The following is a 15,605-nucleotide window of genomic DNA, read 5'->3' as shown; positions in this document are numbered from 1 at the left end:
CATGAGGCTGCCCTGCGGATTTCCGCAGAGCGGTTCGGCCGGTCTTTCGCTTGACTTCCGGACGAGTGAGACCAACATTGGCGATATGTCTCTCCCCCGCACTGCTAACCTATTTTGCCACATATCCATGCGTTTACCCATGGCCCAGTTGTTGAGTGCATAATGCGAATATTTGCGGTTTCCGACCTGCATGTCGATTATCGGGAAAATGCGCGCTGGGTATCGGAGATCTCACGCGTCGATTTTACGGACGACGTACTGATCCTGGCAGGCGATATCTCCGATTCCCTTGAACGCATCGAACGCACGATCAGATCCATGGCGGAGCGCTTCAAAAAGGTGCTCTATGTTCCGGGCAATCACGATCTCTGGGTTCTGAGAAGCAAAGGTGTTGCAAACTCCTTCGACAAATTCGAGAAAGTTCGCGCTGCTGTCGAGGAAAGCGGCGCGTCTCTCGACACATTCCACGGGCGGACGACGACGATCGTCCCGCTTCTCGGCTGGTACGACTATACGTTCGGAGAGCCGTCGGCAGAACTGAGGCGACGGTGGATGGACTACCGCGCCTGCAGATGGCCTGCTGAAATGCTTGAACGCGACGTTACCGAACATTTTACCGGACTGAACGAACCCGTCCCGCGACCGGAAAACCCCGTCGTTATCAGCTTTTCCCACTTCATGCCGCGCATCGACCTGATGCCGACATTCGCACCGCAGCGCGCCCGATTTCTTTTACCGATACTCGGCACCGAATTGCTTGAACAGCAGATCCGCAGGATCGGATCGTCGATCCACATATACGGACACAGCCACGTCAACCGCCGGGCGGTGCGCGACGGGGTGGTCTACATCAACAACGCCTATGGCTATCCATCCGAGGGATATATAACGGCAAAGAGGTTGTTATGCGTGCATGAAGACGCCGCATGAACGTTATCGGCCGGAGCCGTTAGTTGGGGCCTAACCGGGGTTCGGGGCATCCAACCGTTTGACATAGACGGTTATCGGCCCACGCAGCGAGGTTTCCAGCCGCAGCGGGAGCCATCCCGCCTGTACGGAAAGAAACGTCTCGGCATCGGTGGATGTATAGAGCGCATCAAAGCCCAGTGCCCGTGCCTGGTCCGCGATTGCAGCGACCAGGATGGTTCCAATTCCCCTTCGTCTTCTTTTCGGATCAACCAGAAGCGCGCCAAGCCAGGGTTCTTCGCCCGGCCGGCTGCCGACAGAACTGCGCCTGAGCGCCACGGTGCCGGCGATATTGCCATCTCCGTCCAGCGCCACAAGCGCCATCGGCAGCGCATCACGCCTGCAGCATTCGGCAAGGTCGTGCTCGGCATTGCCTTCGCCTTCCGGCCCGTAATGGGGCTCCCATTCGGCTTCAAACCAGCGGGCGAGCACCGGAAGACATTCCTGTTTGTCTGCCAGCGGAACAATACGAATGGCGTGTTCGGACCCGGGCATGGCGCTTCAAGGCGTCCAGGTTGCCGGCAAATTGAGTGGACCCCTGAATGCCCATCCGCCGACATTGACTTCTCCATCCAGCTTCAGATCTCTCAGCCGGTCGAAAATCATCGGCAGTGCCACCTCGGCCACCATGGAACGCGACGCGGCTGCGCCGGCGCAAAAATGCGGACCGGCACCAAAGGGCATGCTCTTTTGCGTATCGCGGGTGGCGTCGAAACGTTCCCCGTCATCGAAATAGGCTTCGTCACGGTTGGCGGAGCTGAACATGAAGAATATCCGTTCCTCCGGCTCGAAGGTCACGCCTCCGAATTCGTGGACTTGCGCCACGCGGCGCGGCGACATTCCAATCGGCGAAATCCACCGGCAATATTCCTCGAACACCTGCTGCCAGCCCACCTTCCCTTCCCGCACGGCGGCAAGCTGTTCAGGATGGGTTAAAAGCGCCCAGATGCAGCCGGCAATGGCATCGCGGGGCTCATTCTGCCCGCCGGAAATCGTCAGCTTGATATTGGCGCGAATGTTGTCGAGCGGCATGCCGGCTTCCAGCATCACCGACAAAAGGCTCTGATTGGGGCTCTTGCGCAAGACAGGCAGCATCTCGTCGATCGCCGCGTCAATCCCCGCGGTCGCCGCATGGCAGCGTATTTCAACCTCCGGATCGCCGATATAATTGGCAATGCCGTCGATCATGCCCTGGCTCCAGGCGTCCATGTCCTCGAAGCGCATATTGACAAGGCCGGTCATGGATTTGAGCGATTGTGCCGAAAGCGGCATGGCGTATTGCTCGACAAGATCGGCTGCGCCCGCCGGCTCCAGCGCATCGAGAATCGCCTCCGCGTGGCCCTCGAACTGCTGCTTCCACACGTCACGAACCGTTCGCACCGAAACGGCAGGATAGTATTGCTTGCGCTCGGCAAGATGCGCGTCCCCGTCCTTGCGCATCATGTTCTGCCCCATGAGCACGTTCATCAGCCCGCCTGGCTGGTCTGAAGAAAAAACCTCGATGTTCTTTTCGCAGGTGAAGATGTCGTCCCGTTTCGTAAACACCGTGGCGCCAAGCTGCGGCACAAAGGCGATGGGCACCTCTTTGCGCATCCTGGCGAGATCCGGATAGGGATCGGCCCAGAATGTTTCAGGATCGATTTCGTAATGTGGTGCTGTGGACATCGGAAGAGCTCGCTCTGCGGAAAGAAACAAGAGCCATTTAACAACCAATTTCTGCCGCCATCAACGCAGCGCAGCGGCGACAGTCATCCCGGCAGCATCGGCGTAGGAGAACTGACATGTCCGGCTGGGAAAATTGCGACGTCCCGATGGGGCTGATGGAGTAGATCGAACCGCCAATTGGCGCGGGCTTTCATCCCAGCCTATTCGCTCTTAAACACCGTCAGATAATCCTGGGCCTGGATGAGGGGCCGTCTTGGGCGCCAGAAATTCTCGATGACGAATTCGATGATTTGCGTTCTCTGATCGAGGGTGTAGCGATGGCCGTGCGGATAGAGCATGACCATCCAGACGACTGCCATATATTTTTCAAAATCGTCGACCCAGAACGTCACTTCGTGTGTTTCGGACGAAATATCCGCCTTGCGGAACACCGGATGAACCTTGAGTTCATCCTTGAGGAGCAGCAGATCCTGATTGGTTTGGGCACCAAAGAACATGCGGGAAAAATGGTGGTAGAGCCGCGTTGTCGTTCCTTCGCGCGTCTCGCGCGCCGACATCAGCGCAAAATGCATGGCACCGCCCGGTGCAAGAACCCGGTCATAAAGCGCTTCAACGAGTACCGGCCAGATTGCGGCACTGCTGTAATAGAGGCAATGGTGGAGCGTGACGAGATCGAAGGGCCGGCCGCCAAGCTTTGAAGAAAGGGTTCGCATGGCTGTCTGGGGATCGGCCAAATCCACCGTGTAATCCCCGCTGACCAGCGAAACACCTTCAATCATCTGTCGCTGCAGACGCTCGGCAACGATGGCAAGCGCAGTGCCGTCGATATCGTAAAGCCAGAGCCCCTTTTTGAAGGCGGCTTCAAGCAGCCTGAACTGTGGCTCGTCGGCAGAACCGATCGCCAGCGCGGAGAGCTCCTTTTCCCTGGGCGCAGCCTTGTGCAGCGTGCGAATCGTTTTCATAAGGCTGGCCGCGACATCCGCCTTTTCGTCGGTGTGGCGCGCCCAGATCTTGTTCTGCCGGAAGATCTGCGATTCAGCCACTTCCAGTCCGCGCTCAATGAGCTTGTCATTTGTCGAATTCAGCAATTTGCAGGCCCTTCTTAAAGGTGCCCCCATCAGGCATTTTCCTGTGTCGCCGCGCCCTATGTGGCGACGGTCGGCAACAAATTAAAGACTTCAAAACCCGGATTACCTGATACTATAGGCTAAGCGGGCCAAGGCGATATTGACGATGGATTAACGTTAAGGCCTTGAAAATAATGCGTATTGGATTGCGATACCCTATACCGGCACTGAAACATCGCCAACAATACCGCGCTGGTCAGAAAGATCATGGATACAGAAACGCTGGGTCGCTCCCGACTGATGAACCTGCTGGCAAAGCCGGGCGGCGTGTCGATGGACAGCCGGCTCAGGCGCTGGTTCATGAACCCGAAGCGCACGCTATTGGCGTCCGGCATCAAGCCGGGGCAGACCGTTCTGGAAGTTGGCTGCGGTCCTGGTTTCTTTACCCTGGACGCCGCGGAGTTGATTGGCGAACAGGGACGGCTCATTGCAATGGATCCGTTGTCGGATTACGTCAAAACACTCAAAAGCAAGGTCAGGCAAGCAGGCCTGAAGAATGTCGAAGTCCTGCAACGCGACGCGCTGAATACCGGGCTTGATGCAAATAGTGTGGACCTGGTTTTGCTGTTCGGCGTACTCCCGTTTCCGACATTGCCGCTCAGCCACCTTTTGCCGGAGATGCACCGCGTCCTCAAACCCGGGGGCTCCATGTCGGTCTGGTTGTTTCCGACCGCCGCCGTCGTTCCGAGCGCGATCATCCGGTCCGGCCTATTCCAATTGACGGGCAGACAAAACCGGGTCTTCAACTACCGGCCGGTATCAACGGCCATCAGGCAATAAACCATCCGGATGAAGTTTCATTTGGCTGTTGGGCGTCCTTCGAATACGCTTTCCGGTCATGACACGAACCGTTGCCCTGTTGTTTATGTTATTGCTGCTGCCCTTCAGGCCGTTACCGGTGTTGGCGCAGGTGGAAACGGATCTCGAGCTGGTTCTGCTGGCGGACGCAACCGGATCGATCGATGACGCTGAAATCCGGTTCCAGAGAAGCGGATATGCCGAGGCAATCACCAGCCCTCAGGTGATCAATGCCATTCGCAACAATGCGGTTGGCAGTATCGCCCTCACCTATGTGGAGTGGGGCGATTTCACCTCCCAGGATGTAGTTGTCGGATGGACCAGAATAGACAGTCTTCCGTCGGCCCAGGCATTTGCCGATCAGCTGATGAAAGCACCCCGGCGCGCCCGTGGCCGCAATGCCATCGGCACCGCGCTCCTTTTCGGCAAGGCGCTCATTGAAAGCAATGGATTCAACGGCCTCAGGCGGGTGATCGATCTGTCGGCTGACAGCGCAAACAACTGGAACGGGACCGATATCGAAACCGCCAGGTCTGAGGTGGTCAAGGCCGGTATCATCATAAACGGTCTTGCCATTTTATGCCGCCACTGCAGCGGACGGCCGGTGAGCTATGACCTGGAGGCGGCCTTTGCCAGGGACATAATCGGTGGCCCCGGTTCGTTCGTGATTACGGCCGAAAACGCCGACAACTTTGCTGCCGCGGTCCGGCGCAAGCTGGTGCTGGAAATCGGGGGCTATCAAGGGAACAGATCGTTTGCGAGCGCCAAGCGTTCGAATGAACCGCCGCGCTTAAACGAATGACGGCGGCTCCGGCGCTCGTGGGTCAGGTGCCCGGCTGACGGCAGAGGGTAACAGCTCAACCGTTTGCGCGTTTGGGCCTGTCTGCTAACATCGGACAACCGATAAAATGCCGTCCAAATCAACTCAGCGAGGGATGCCATGCCACTTCAACCCATAGCGGAAAAAGCGGTTGCCCAAATCAGCGAAGCCGTATCAGCGTCTCTGTCCGATGACGAGCGTGCAAAGATTTCCAAGATCGTCGAACAGGCCGTTATCGATGCAGCGGTAAGCGCCTCGCAGCGCTGTGCTCATGTTGTCGGCGCTCATCTGGAGCATGAGGAAGACAAGGCGCATCAGCTCGCCGAGCAATTGAAACAGGAAGAAACGGCGCTGATCGCCAATCTGATGGGCATGCGTTAGTTCATTCAGGCTGGCTTGCGCGCCAGATAGACCGTCTGCGTGAAGGGTCTGTTGTCCTGAAGCGGATTGGGGAACGTTACGGGCTCCGCCCGTGCCGCCTCAAAAACCGAGCCGAGGCGTTCGGTGAATGCGTCATCGGTTTTTGCGTCCGACCACAGGCCCATGACGCCGCCGGGATGAAGATGCGCGGCAAGCCGTTCAAGTCCTTCGTTTGAATAAAAACCGTCGCTCCTTTGGTCGAGCAAATGGTCCGGCGTGTGGTCGATATCGATCAGGATCGCGTGATATTTGCGCCCTGGCGTATCCAGGTCGAAACCGCCACTTGATGCGGCAAGCGCGAAAAAATCCCCCTGAATGATGCGACAGCGCGGATCTTCCTTGAGCGCCGGCTTGAGAGGCACCAATTCCTCCTCATGCCAGCGGATAACGGGTTCGAGCATCTCGACCACGGTGAGTGAACGAACGGCCTCATTTTCCAGCACGGCACCGGCAGTATAGCCGAGGCCCAGACCGCCAACCACAACGTCCAGCCCCTCGCCGGTCAGTTCGGCAAGACCAAGACGCGCCAGCGCAACCTCCGACGCTGTAAACAAGCTCGACATCAGGTGCTCGTCACCGAGCATGATTTCAAAAACATCCACACCCAGCGAAAGAAGGTGCCGACGGCGCAGGCTGACGGCGCCGATCGGCGTCGGGCAATAGTCGATTTCCTCGAAATATTTGCTCATTTTCAGCCTTTCGTTTCGCTATTTCGCCGCAAATATCATGCGGTAGCGGTTACCGTTATCCAGGGTTCGATTTCTCCGGCAAGACCCGGACCTTCCCCGAGGCTGAAATCGTCAATGAAAAACCCCGCTTCGGTCAGATGGGCTGATAATTCGTCCTGCGTGTAGTAAGCGTAGAAACGGTCCAGCCGGTCGCGTTTCACGCCCTGACCAAGCTTCATGCCGATGTGAAAGACACCGCCGGATGCAATCGCCCGGTGGAGCGCATTGAGATGTTTGGGGAAATCTTCCGGCAGCGCATGCAACAGGCTGAAATTGGCCCAGACACCGTCATAGGTATCCGCTGCGTCGATGTCGTGGAAATTGGCCAGCCGGGCGCCGATATCGTGCGTTGAATTGGCAAGGTGTACCATCTCGGGCGACGCATCGACCGGATCGACCCGCAGGCCATGATCGCGCATAACCGCCGACGCGGAAGCGGGCCCGCATCCAAGATCAAGTACAAAGCCACCCGGACACACGCGTTCGATAAAACGGATCAGTGTCGGATCGGGTCTGCTGCGCCTCGTTAAACGAACATAGTCTTTGACCCGGGTGTTGTATGCCGCAATCGTTTTGCGATCGGTCATGGTGTCTTCACAGCTTTGAAAAGCGCCGCTTCTTTTCGGATAGAGAATATTCCGCCGCCACGTTCAAACTCCCTGGCGATCATTTGCTCCAGTCTGATTCTCTGCCCTTGGTCCAAACCATCACCCGGCGGCATGGAAAGAAGATAGTCGCGGACATCGTCGGGACTGGTACAATCGAGAAAATCGTCGCAACGGCTGACTGAGACATTCGAGAAATGTTCCTTCAAACACTCCTCTGCCCGATCAATCCCGAATGCCCGAGCTCCGGGATCGACTGACGGACCACCATAGGCTTCCGATGCGAGCGCGTGCAGTTCGCGCATATGGCTCATTCCATTCGTTGTTATGAACACCTGCCCGCCCGGTTTCAGAACGCGGGCAATTTCGGATAGGCCGTCATCGGGATTGGGCAGATGATAGAGCATATGCATTGCCATGACGTTATCGAATGTCCGGTCGGCAAAGGGTAACTGCCGTATGTCGGCAACCTGCCTATGAAATTCAATCGGCGACTTGAGAGCAGCGATATTCTTTTCCGCCGCCTCAATCATGCCGGCGGACTGATCGGTGAGCGTAAGATCGATTTTGCGGCGCACATTGGTCGGTGTGCACCAGAACCGGGCGGCACCACATCCGGCATCCAGCACTCGTGAATTGTCAGGCAGTTCCATGCGCCGGGCAACCCACTCGAACCAGTTTACCCGGGCATATTTTGAATGGAGCCGTCCGCGCGCCGCCAGATTGGACGCATTCCGATATTGCCTGCCGGTCATATGGACCCGCCGGATGGCTCGGTCTGCGCCTCCGCGGCCACGGCGCCCGCGCCGCCTGCCTGTTTTTCACCGACCAGCCGGAACACTTTTACCGGCTCGGACTTGCCCTTGACCACGAAGCTGCCGGCGGGCTCGAACTCGAACTCCGCGCCCACCTCGGCAACAATCTGGTCGCTGACAAGGATGATTGTCCTGGCCGTTCCGTCATCGATACTGTCGCAGACATCTTCGATGCGGCTGCAAGTGTTTACCGTGTCGCCAACGACGGTGTAGTTGATGCGGCCCGGCGCTCCGATATTGCCGACAATCAGCGGACCGCTGTGGATCGATATCTTTATCCTGATATCCGGTCCGCTCTCCTCCGTCGTCCTTTGGATGGCGAGCGCGGCGCGGCATGCGCGGGCGGCGGTATCAGCCTGTGCGTCCGGCGCGCCCCAGAAGGCCATAGCCGCATCGCCGATATATTTGTCGATCGTGCCGCCTTCGGCTTCGATGCATTTGTTGACAATGGCGAAATGGTCGTTGAGAAGCTGTGCCACTTCGCCCGGCGCCATGTCTTCGGACATCTTGGTGAAACCGGTGATGTCCGTGAACATCAGCGCGAGATTACTCTCGGTCGAGGCAACGGCACCGGAGCCACCTTGCGAAATTATGCGCCGCACCAGAGCCTTCGGCACGTAGGTCTCGAAGGTACGCAACCCATCCAACATGCGATCGAAAGATCTGATCTGATCGTTGATTTCGCGAATGAAGGATGCACGCGGGATCTCGATGTTTTCGAGATCGAGGTCGCCCACCTGCGCTTCCGCTTTCGACAACTGAACAATCGGGCGCGCCAGATAACGCGCCAGCAATATGCCCAATATGATCGCAACGATGAGCACAAGGAATGCAACAGCCGTCGAACCCAGAAGCCGCATGAACTGATCGCCGACATCCTGAACATTGGCATAGACACCGATCCGCCAGGGTTGTGGCCCATAGCCTGTAATTTCCTTGGTCAGGAACAGATAACCCTGGTCGTTGTACTCGACGATGCTGTTTTCGAAATCGCCCGGCGCCGGAGGCAGGTCGGTGTTGCGTCTCGGAAACTCCGACAGCACCCGGTCTGCAAAGCCCCTGAGGAATAAAAGGTTCAACTCCTTGTCGAGGATCGAGCGCTTTGCCAGTTGCTCCATCCTGGGATGAGCCAGAACATGTTTGTCCCCATAGAGGATGAAAGCGGTCATGCCGAGCGCGCCGCTTGCCTCGCCTACGAGCTTAGACAGGTTTTCCACATTGATGCCGGTGGCGAACGCACCGACATATTTGCCGTCCTTGTGCAGCGCCGTCTGCATGTTGATGAATGTGACACCGTCAATCGAAGCGGGCTGCGTCCAGGTGGGCGTCTTGGGGGCCGTTTTCTCGGTCAGTACAAGCTGGTTCTCCACCTGGGGCGGAAGCGTGTCCGACTGTATCGACTGAATTGTGCCGTCGACATCTTCCAGAACCACAACCGGCCTGCGCTCCCTGTCCCATATGGCCACGCCGGATACTTGCGGTGATGGGCCGAGGGAACCAAGCAGCGTATCACGCAACTGTTGTTTGTCGGCAAGGTCGATCTGTCCCTCATCGACAAGGCGCACGACATACTCCGCCAGCGCTTCGGCCGGTTCAACATAATCGGTCAGGCGCGTTTCCAGATTGGACATTGTAAGGCTGCCGGATTCCTGCAGCAGTTCCAGCGTATTGCGAAAATTTGCCCCGGCTGTGATGAACAATACCGTTCCGACAGACAGCAATATGAGCGTTGCAATCGCGGTCGAAAGCAGAATCGTGAGACTGACGCGACCCGCGCCTCTGAAAACCCTCACCCCGTGCCTCCCCGTTTGTTCGTCATGCGCGAACCTTTAATGTAGGTTGTAAGGTGCACCGGCGCAAAGGGACGGCCTTCGTTTTAAACGGCTAATCGACGAAATCGGCTCGATCGAGGTTGAGCTTGACCATCTTCTCGTTCAGCGTGCGGCGGCCGATACCCAACGCTTCGGCTACTGCATCCATGCGCCCATCATGTGCGACCAGCGCCTTGCCGATCATGCGCCGCTCAAAAGCGGCGACCGCTTCCCGCAATGTATCCGGCACATCGTCAAAGTCACCAGCCGGGGCAATCGCCTCGGCAACGGATCCAAGCCCCCGGCGCGCGGCAAGGACCCGTCGCTCGGCAACATGGCGCAATTCACGCACATTGCCGGGCCAGCTATGTGAAAGGAGTGCAGCAAGGTCTTCGGTCGTAAGATCGGGCGGTTGAACCTCGTAGGTGCGGGCATGCAGCCGCAGGAAATGGGAAAACAAAAGAGGTATGTCGTCCTTGCGTTTTTTCAGAGGCGGCAGCGCAAGCGTAATTGTGTTGAGCCTGTAGAAAAGGTCGGCCCGCAAGCGCCCTTCCTTGACGGCAATATCAAGATTATTGTTACTGGCCGATATCACCCGGACATCGACTTTGCGGGGTTCCGTTGTGCCGAGCGGTACGATGTCTCCGGTTTCAAGCACCCTTAAAAGTGCGCTTTGCTGATCGGCCGGCAGGGCATCGAATTCGTCCAGAAACAGCGTTCCACCGTCGGCGCGCGCAAAATAGCCGGCTTCCGAGCCGTTTTGCTCACCGAACATAGCCCGGGCGAATTCGCCGGATGAGAGCGCGGCACAATTGACAGCAACAAAACAGGCACCGGAGGCAGCGCCAAGATCATGCAATGCCCGGGCGACAACCTCTTTGCCGGTTCCGGTTTCGCCCGTCAGCAGGATCGGCATTTGTGCGCCGGCCAGTTCGAGAATTTCCTCACGCAGCGCCACCATGGCTTCGGTGGCCCCCATCAGTACCCTGTCGAGACCGGACAGGTCCGACAAACGCGCCCGCAAATGCCGGTTCGCGCGGGTCAGGCGATGATTTTCCGCCGCATGTTTCAGCACCGTGATCAGGCGTGTCGGGTCGAACGGCTTTTCCAGGAAATTATAGGCGCCCTTGCCCATGGCCTCGACGGCGAGCGGCACGTCCGCATGGGCCGATATCAGCACAACAGGCAAATCGGGCCTTTCACCTCTTATGTGATCGAGCAGATCCATTCCTGTCAGGCCCGGCATTCTGAGATCTGTCAGCACAACATCGGGTCTGCGCTCGGCAAGCGCTGAAACAGCATCGTTGCCTCTGAAAAACACGGTTACGTCAAAGCCGGCCCGCTCCAGAAGATGCGACAACGATTCGCGCATCGTGCGGTCATCATCGATCACGAAAACCTTAAACCGTTCCACGGCCACCTCCCGTCTCAAGCGCAACTTCACGTTCCGACGCAGGCAGGATCATCGTGAATTGTGCACCGCCTCCGGGCTGGTTGACGAAACTCAATTTTCCGTCGTGGTCCTTGAGGATCGACGCGGATATGGAAAGGCCGAGCCCCATGCCCGCCCCCGACGCCTTGGTGGTGTAGAAAGGATCGTCAGCACGGGTTCGTGCTTCTTCGCTCAGGCCCGGACCGTTGTCAAAAACGTTGAGGTGAATTTCACCAGCGTCCTCGGTCAGCACAATTCTGATCTCCGGTTTGTCCGTTTCAGCCACGGCATCCATAGCATTGCGGATCAGATTGACGAGAACCTGTTCAATACGAAACATGTCTCCAAAGGCGCTGACTGGCTTATCAACGCTATCAAAACGGAGCGCGATCCCGGCCCCGTCAAGGTCGGGCTGCATCATTGTCAGAACCGAGCCAATGACGTCACGCAGGTCAAAGCGGGTCAGTTTTTCCGGCTCGCGATGAGCAAAGAAGCGCAATTGCGCGGTAATGTGCTCCATGCGGGCGGTAATGCCGTTGAGTTGATCGACCAACTCGCGGGCTTCTCCGTCGATTCCGTTGCCGGGCAGATCGGCGGCGGCGAGATAGTTCCGCATGGCGGCAATGGGCTGACCGAGTTCATGAGTAACCGACGCCGAGAGCTGGCCAAGAGCGGCGAGCTTACTGACCTGCTGCAGTTCTTTCTGCGCCCGTTCCAGACGCCGCTCAGCGGCCTTACGCTCTTCGATTTCCTCGGCAAGTTTCCGGTTGATGGCGCGCAATCCCCGGCGCTCTTCCTGCGAGGCGGACAGGGCGCTGCGAACGCGCCGGGCCCGCGCCAGCAGAAAGGCCACCACCATCAGCAACAAGGCAGAGGCGGCCAGAATAACGGATTGCCACGCCTGTCCGTTAATCGGCCCGACCGGTGCGAGATAATGCAATGTCCACCCCAGGTGTCCGACATCACGAACCGTCTGTATGTATCGCGTTCCATCGATCTCGACCCCGAAACGGGAGGCAGGATCATAATCCAGCGGCTCAAGCGGTTCATTGCCGAACTGGCGTTCGGACGCTATCTCATCGCGATCGTTTCGGGAGAGCGGCGAAAGCGTATTGTAGGTCCAGGCGGGATTGGAGGCGAGAATGACAACGCCGCGCGGATCGGTGGCCAGAAGCGTTTCCCCACCCTCGCGCCAGGCGCGCGTCAGCGGGGTGAGATCAACCTTGAGCGCGATAACGCCGGCAATTTCGCCGGATGCGGCATAGACCGGCTCCGATATAAAGTAGCCGGGTTGCTGTGTGGTTGCCCCAATGGCAAAGAAATCGCCCCGGCGGCCGGTCAGTGCCTCCTTGAAATAGGGCCGGAAGCCGTAATTCTTGCCGACAAAGGTCGGGCTTTCGTTCCAGTTGGAAGCGGCGATCGTCAGGCCGGTCGGATCCATCAGATATATCGCATCGATGCTCGCCTCATTGGCGAAGCTCTCCAGCCGCAGGTTGAGCTCGTCGGTATCGCCGCCCTCGACTGCACGCACGACAAGCGGATCCCAGGACAGGATAAAGGGAAGATGCTGATGTTCTTCGAGTGCTGATACAAGTGTCGAAAGGTAAAGCGACATGCGGTCCGCCGAGCGGCGGCGTTCGCCCGAGACGGAAATCTGCTGGGAGAGCCAGAACACGGCTACGAGACCGGCCACCGCGGCAAAGAGTGCGGCGGCGATCAAATAAGGACGCCAGTTGTTTTTCGCCGTCAATGTGCGGCCGGTATCGAGCGTGGCCGGTTTACCGCCGGCCAGTTTTTCAATGCGCATGCTGTCTTATAGTGTGACGTCGCCCGCGCGGCCAGAACTCTTCTGGCCACGCCATTTGCTATTTCGGGCGAACCGGCTGGCGCAACACCGTCTTCAGCTTTTCCGGCGCCGTCTTGCGCGGATCGCCAAGGTAGATTTCATGGTGATGCCCGTTTTCAACAAGGCCGTTTTGCGGAAGATACTCCTCGTGCAGTTCCTTGAGCGTCGGCCCTTCTTCCGAATAGGGTCCGATATGCATGATCTGGACCGCGCTACCCTCCTCATAGGCCGCAAGGCGTAATTTTTGCAGGGCCGGCAGGTCGCCAGACGCCGCAACGGTGGCCCGCACTTCCTCGACGTGGTCACCACTGATCCAGTCTGGCTGCATGATCATGACCGTCCATTGCCACTCATCCTTGTCGCCCGAAATGAAAACACCCATGTCGTCAGCCCACCACAGAGCCTGCAATGGCGGAACCACATAATCGCGGCCGAGTTTCTTCTTGGACAGAAATTTCAACTTGTATGCCATCGGATAGAGGGCGGCGAGCGCCTGTGCGTATTCGGTTTGCGGTTCGGCGCCCGGACGCCCTTTACCGTCGATCATCAAAAACTGCAGCGGCGGTACGTCGATCAATTCGAATTTCTTGGCCGACGGGGCAAAGAGCGGTTTCATCGTTTTTTTGAAGTCAATCTTTTCCATCGCCGTCTCCAAGCAGTTTTAAGGTTCGTTGCAGCCAGTTGCGTTCGGCCTGCAATTGGCTCGTGCTGTAGTCGAACAGAGCATTGATATGTGGCAGGAACTGCGGAGCGCCTTTTGCTTTTGCAGCAATGCGCGCAGATATCTCGGCCAGTGTGTCATCGCGGCGGCGCAGTGCCGCCAGCGCGGTTTTCCGATCGAGGCTGGCCCAATTGGCAAGTCCGAGCAGAATTGCGGGATAGAGCGGGTGTGGATCCGCAAGGGCACGCACCGTGGCATTGCGAAATACAGAGCGGGCCCTTTCTGTCGGGTGATAGATTTTTCGCGTTTTCTTTTGCGGATCGATCCGGCTTTCGGCAAGGCCGTTCTTTTCCAGTTTTCCCAAAAGAAAATAGATTGAAGAAAAGGCAAGCTCCGTCCATTCACGCATGCCCCTTTCCTCAATCAGGCGGTCAAGGTCGTATCCGTGGCAGGGCCGCTCCATCAGCAGGCCGAGGATCGCATACTCAGCATTGGTCAGTTCGCTCTTCATTATTCTAGTACTAGAATAAATTATCGGATTGCGCAACCTGGTGTCTGAGATGCAATTGATTTTTGAAGCACGCGATTGCCGGGTTGCCTGCAAACCGCGGCAAATATGGCAACGACAAATACAGTCGTTCAGGGGGTAGTAATCTGCAGTTGAGATTTAACTCTGGTTTTCATGATTCCTCCCCGGCGCAATCGCGTGATAGCCTGGAGGAAATTCCGTCTCCGGATAATTCAGCCGTTGATAACTCAACGCACCCCGGGCGCCTTGTTGATCAGCGCACCTGGTCGAGAAGGCGCTTGCACTCGAGCAGATCGTACAACGCTTCCTGAAGCAGTTCCTTGTCGTCCTTGGAAATGTTTGCTTCGCCCTGCCCATCCCCCGAGCCGGCTGAACCTGATCCGAGCACTCGACTGCCCTGTCCACGGTCGCCGGGCACCTTTGCATGTCCGACAATCTGATCACCATCAAATCCTGGATCGGAGGCCGAATCGCCATCGGCCTTGGCATCATCCGTTTCAGTCTTGGTGTATGCCGCCAGCGCTTCGGCAGCAGTGACCTCGCCAGAGCCGATCGCCACCGCGAATTTCGACCCGTTCTGCTTCAGCAGTTTTTGCACGCCCTTGATCGTATAGCCCTGATCATAGAGCAGGTGGCGTATTCCCTTCAGCAGATCGACATCATCAGGACGGTAGTAGCGGCGTCCCCCGCCACGTTTCATCGGCTTTATCTGATTGAATCTGGTTTCCCAAAACCGCAGCACGTGCTGCGGCAGGTCCAACTCGTCTGCTACTTCGCTGATCGTCCTAAATGCGTCGGGGCTCTTGTCCATAGTTCCGCAATCCTAAAGGCCGCCGTCTCCCCCGAACCGTGACATTGTCCGGCCAGTTGGGGCCGGAAATACCACCGTCCTGAGTCGCTATTGCAACCCCTGCAGCAAAAACTTGCAAGCGCAAATGGCACAAAGAGTGTGGATTGAATTAGGGATTTCCGGAATTCTTGCGCTTCACATGGGCGTCTAGCACCCGTTTCTTCAGCACATTGGAAGCCTTGAAGGTCATCACCCGGCGTGGAGAAATCGGAACTTCCTCGCCGGTTTTCGGGTTGCGCCCGATGCGCTCGTTCTTGTCCCGAATCTGGAAGGTTGCAAAGGATGAAAGCTTGACGCTTTCGCCGCGGACAATGGCGTTGCAGATCTCGTCGATCACCATTTCAACCAATGAGGCAGATTCCGTTCTCGAAAGTCCCACCTTGCGGAATACCGCTTCCGCCAGATCCGCCCTCGTGACCGTTTTTCCACCCATTGAATTAAAACCATCCCCAATGTTTGTTTCAGGCGACGCCCGCAGGCATGCAAACAGTATTGACCTTAACCGGTGCGGTCAAGCCGCGATTATGTTGCA

Annotated in this window: 17 protein-coding genes; 4 read left to right on the top strand and 13 right to left on the bottom strand. The window is 57.5% G+C overall.

The features are described 5' to 3' along the window. Nucleotides 1-162: 162 nt before the first annotated feature. Complete coding sequence (locus tag ABVT35_RS07550) at nucleotides 163-930, top strand: metallophosphoesterase (RefSeq protein WP_368465668.1); 768 nt, start codon at nucleotides 163-165, stop codon at nucleotides 928-930. Between the two features lie 30 nt (nucleotides 931-960). Here ABVT35_RS07550 and ABVT35_RS07545 read toward each other — a convergent pair whose 3' ends face one another. The 3 genes from ABVT35_RS07545 to ABVT35_RS07535 form a co-directional block, all read right to left on the bottom strand. Then, complete coding sequence (locus ABVT35_RS07545; RefSeq protein ID WP_368465667.1) at nucleotides 961-1,461, bottom strand: GNAT family N-acetyltransferase; 501 nt, start codon at nucleotides 1,459-1,461, stop codon at nucleotides 961-963. A gap of 6 nt (nucleotides 1,462-1,467) precedes the next feature. Next, a complete protein-coding gene (locus ABVT35_RS07540; RefSeq protein ID WP_368465666.1) occupies nucleotides 1,468-2,631 on the bottom strand; it encodes a cytochrome P450 in 1,164 nt (387 codons plus the stop codon). Nucleotides 2,632-2,831: 200 nt separating this feature from the next. Continuing rightward, nucleotides 2,832-3,719 (bottom strand): class I SAM-dependent methyltransferase, encoded by an 888-nt coding sequence (locus tag ABVT35_RS07535; protein WP_368465665.1) that lies wholly within the window; start codon nucleotides 3,717-3,719, stop codon nucleotides 2,832-2,834. A 246-nt stretch (nucleotides 3,720-3,965) separates the two neighbouring features. Here ABVT35_RS07535 and ABVT35_RS07530 point away from each other — a divergent pair, with 246 nt between their 5' ends. From ABVT35_RS07530 to ABVT35_RS07520, 3 genes are all read left to right on the top strand, one after another. After that, nucleotides 3,966-4,538 carry a class I SAM-dependent methyltransferase gene (locus tag ABVT35_RS07530; RefSeq protein WP_368465664.1) on the top strand — a complete coding sequence of 191 codons (573 nt, stop codon included), beginning with the start codon at nucleotides 3,966-3,968 and terminating at the stop codon, nucleotides 4,536-4,538. 58 nt (nucleotides 4,539-4,596) lie between these two features. After that, nucleotides 4,597-5,358, top strand: coding sequence for a DUF1194 domain-containing protein (locus ABVT35_RS07525; RefSeq protein WP_368465663.1), 762 nt, complete (start codon nucleotides 4,597-4,599; stop codon nucleotides 5,356-5,358). A gap of 138 nt (nucleotides 5,359-5,496) precedes the next feature. Further along, nucleotides 5,497-5,757: a hypothetical protein gene (locus ABVT35_RS07520; protein ID WP_368465662.1), complete on the top strand. Its 261-nt coding sequence runs from the start codon at nucleotides 5,497-5,499 to the stop codon at nucleotides 5,755-5,757. A gap of 5 nt (nucleotides 5,758-5,762) precedes the next feature. Here ABVT35_RS07520 and ABVT35_RS07515 read toward each other — a convergent pair whose 3' ends face one another. The 10 genes from ABVT35_RS07515 to ABVT35_RS07470 form a co-directional block, all read right to left on the bottom strand. Further along, entirely contained in the window at nucleotides 5,763-6,485 is a 723-nt protein-coding gene (locus ABVT35_RS07515) for a spermidine synthase (RefSeq protein WP_368465661.1), read from the bottom strand. Nucleotides 6,486-6,520: 35 nt separating this feature from the next. Next, on the bottom strand, nucleotides 6,521-7,111 hold the full coding sequence (locus ABVT35_RS07510; protein ID WP_368465660.1) for a trans-aconitate 2-methyltransferase: 591 nt from the start codon (nucleotides 7,109-7,111) through the stop codon (nucleotides 6,521-6,523). Then, nucleotides 7,108-7,884 carry a class I SAM-dependent methyltransferase gene (locus ABVT35_RS07505; protein WP_368465659.1) on the bottom strand — a complete coding sequence of 259 codons (777 nt, stop codon included), beginning with the start codon at nucleotides 7,882-7,884 and terminating at the stop codon, nucleotides 7,108-7,110. The genes ABVT35_RS07510 and ABVT35_RS07505 overlap by 4 nt, the downstream gene beginning before the upstream one ends. Beyond that, the gene (locus tag ABVT35_RS07500) at nucleotides 7,881-9,737 is read right to left on the bottom strand and encodes an adenylate/guanylate cyclase domain-containing protein (protein ID WP_368465658.1); all 1,857 of its coding nucleotides are present in this window, start codon (nucleotides 9,735-9,737) and stop codon (nucleotides 7,881-7,883) included. Before ABVT35_RS07500 ends, ABVT35_RS07505 begins: the two co-directional genes overlap by 4 nt. 91 nt (nucleotides 9,738-9,828) lie before the next feature. After that, nucleotides 9,829-11,169, bottom strand: a complete 1,341-nt coding sequence (locus ABVT35_RS07495; protein WP_368465657.1) for a sigma-54-dependent transcriptional regulator — start codon at nucleotides 11,167-11,169, stop codon at nucleotides 9,829-9,831. Further along, a complete protein-coding gene (locus ABVT35_RS07490) occupies nucleotides 11,156-12,994 on the bottom strand; it encodes an ATP-binding protein (RefSeq protein WP_368465656.1) in 1,839 nt (612 codons plus the stop codon). Before ABVT35_RS07490 ends, ABVT35_RS07495 begins: the two co-directional genes overlap by 14 nt. A gap of 58 nt (nucleotides 12,995-13,052) precedes the next feature. Beyond that, the gene (locus ABVT35_RS07485; protein ID WP_368465655.1) at nucleotides 13,053-13,676 is read right to left on the bottom strand and encodes a GyrI-like domain-containing protein; all 624 of its coding nucleotides are present in this window, start codon (nucleotides 13,674-13,676) and stop codon (nucleotides 13,053-13,055) included. Continuing rightward, the gene (locus ABVT35_RS07480) at nucleotides 13,663-14,205 is read right to left on the bottom strand and encodes a PadR family transcriptional regulator (protein WP_368465654.1); all 543 of its coding nucleotides are present in this window, start codon (nucleotides 14,203-14,205) and stop codon (nucleotides 13,663-13,665) included. The genes ABVT35_RS07485 and ABVT35_RS07480 overlap by 14 nt, the downstream gene beginning before the upstream one ends. A gap of 271 nt (nucleotides 14,206-14,476) precedes the next feature. Beyond that, entirely contained in the window at nucleotides 14,477-15,034 is a 558-nt protein-coding gene (locus tag ABVT35_RS07475) for a MerR family transcriptional regulator (protein WP_368465653.1), read from the bottom strand. A 148-nt stretch (nucleotides 15,035-15,182) separates the two neighbouring features. After that, a complete protein-coding gene (locus ABVT35_RS07470) occupies nucleotides 15,183-15,506 on the bottom strand; it encodes an integration host factor subunit alpha (protein ID WP_368465652.1) in 324 nt (107 codons plus the stop codon). Nucleotides 15,507-15,605 lie beyond the last annotated feature (99 nt).

It is taken from the genome of Hoeflea sp. TYP-13, assembly GCF_040932035.1.
In the GTDB taxonomy this organism is placed as follows: domain Bacteria; phylum Pseudomonadota; class Alphaproteobacteria; order Rhizobiales; family Rhizobiaceae; genus Hoeflea_A.
This window is presented reverse-complemented; position numbering and strand designations above follow the sequence as displayed.

Coding starts and splice junctions, on each gene's coding strand:
- ABVT35_RS07525 (WP_368465663.1), top strand. CDS start 4,597: ATGACACGAACCGTTGCCCTGTTGTTTATGTTATTGCTGCTGCCCTTC.
- ABVT35_RS07510 (WP_368465660.1), bottom strand. CDS start 7,111: ATGACCGATCGCAAAACGATTGCGGCATACAACACCCGGGTCAAAGAC.
- ABVT35_RS07520 (WP_368465662.1), top strand. CDS start 5,497: ATGCCACTTCAACCCATAGCGGAAAAAGCGGTTGCCCAAATCAGCGAA.
- ABVT35_RS07485 (WP_368465655.1), bottom strand. CDS start 13,676: ATGGAAAAGATTGACTTCAAAAAAACGATGAAACCGCTCTTTGCCCCG.
- ABVT35_RS07490 (WP_368465656.1), bottom strand. CDS start 12,994: ATGCGCATTGAAAAACTGGCCGGCGGTAAACCGGCCACGCTCGATACC.
- ABVT35_RS07515 (WP_368465661.1), bottom strand. CDS start 6,485: ATGAGCAAATATTTCGAGGAAATCGACTATTGCCCGACGCCGATCGGC.
- ABVT35_RS07475 (WP_368465653.1), bottom strand. CDS start 15,034: ATGGACAAGAGCCCCGACGCATTTAGGACGATCAGCGAAGTAGCAGAC.
- ABVT35_RS07505 (WP_368465659.1), bottom strand. CDS start 7,884: ATGACCGGCAGGCAATATCGGAATGCGTCCAATCTGGCGGCGCGCGGA.
- ABVT35_RS07470 (WP_368465652.1), bottom strand. CDS start 15,506: ATGGGTGGAAAAACGGTCACGAGGGCGGATCTGGCGGAAGCGGTATTC.
- ABVT35_RS07530 (WP_368465664.1), top strand. CDS start 3,966: ATGGATACAGAAACGCTGGGTCGCTCCCGACTGATGAACCTGCTGGCA.
- ABVT35_RS07540 (WP_368465666.1), bottom strand. CDS start 2,631: ATGTCCACAGCACCACATTACGAAATCGATCCTGAAACATTCTGGGCC.
- ABVT35_RS07550 (WP_368465668.1), top strand. CDS start 163: ATGCGAATATTTGCGGTTTCCGACCTGCATGTCGATTATCGGGAAAAT.
- ABVT35_RS07480 (WP_368465654.1), bottom strand. CDS start 14,205: ATGAAGAGCGAACTGACCAATGCTGAGTATGCGATCCTCGGCCTGCTG.
- ABVT35_RS07545 (WP_368465667.1), bottom strand. CDS start 1,461: ATGCCCGGGTCCGAACACGCCATTCGTATTGTTCCGCTGGCAGACAAA.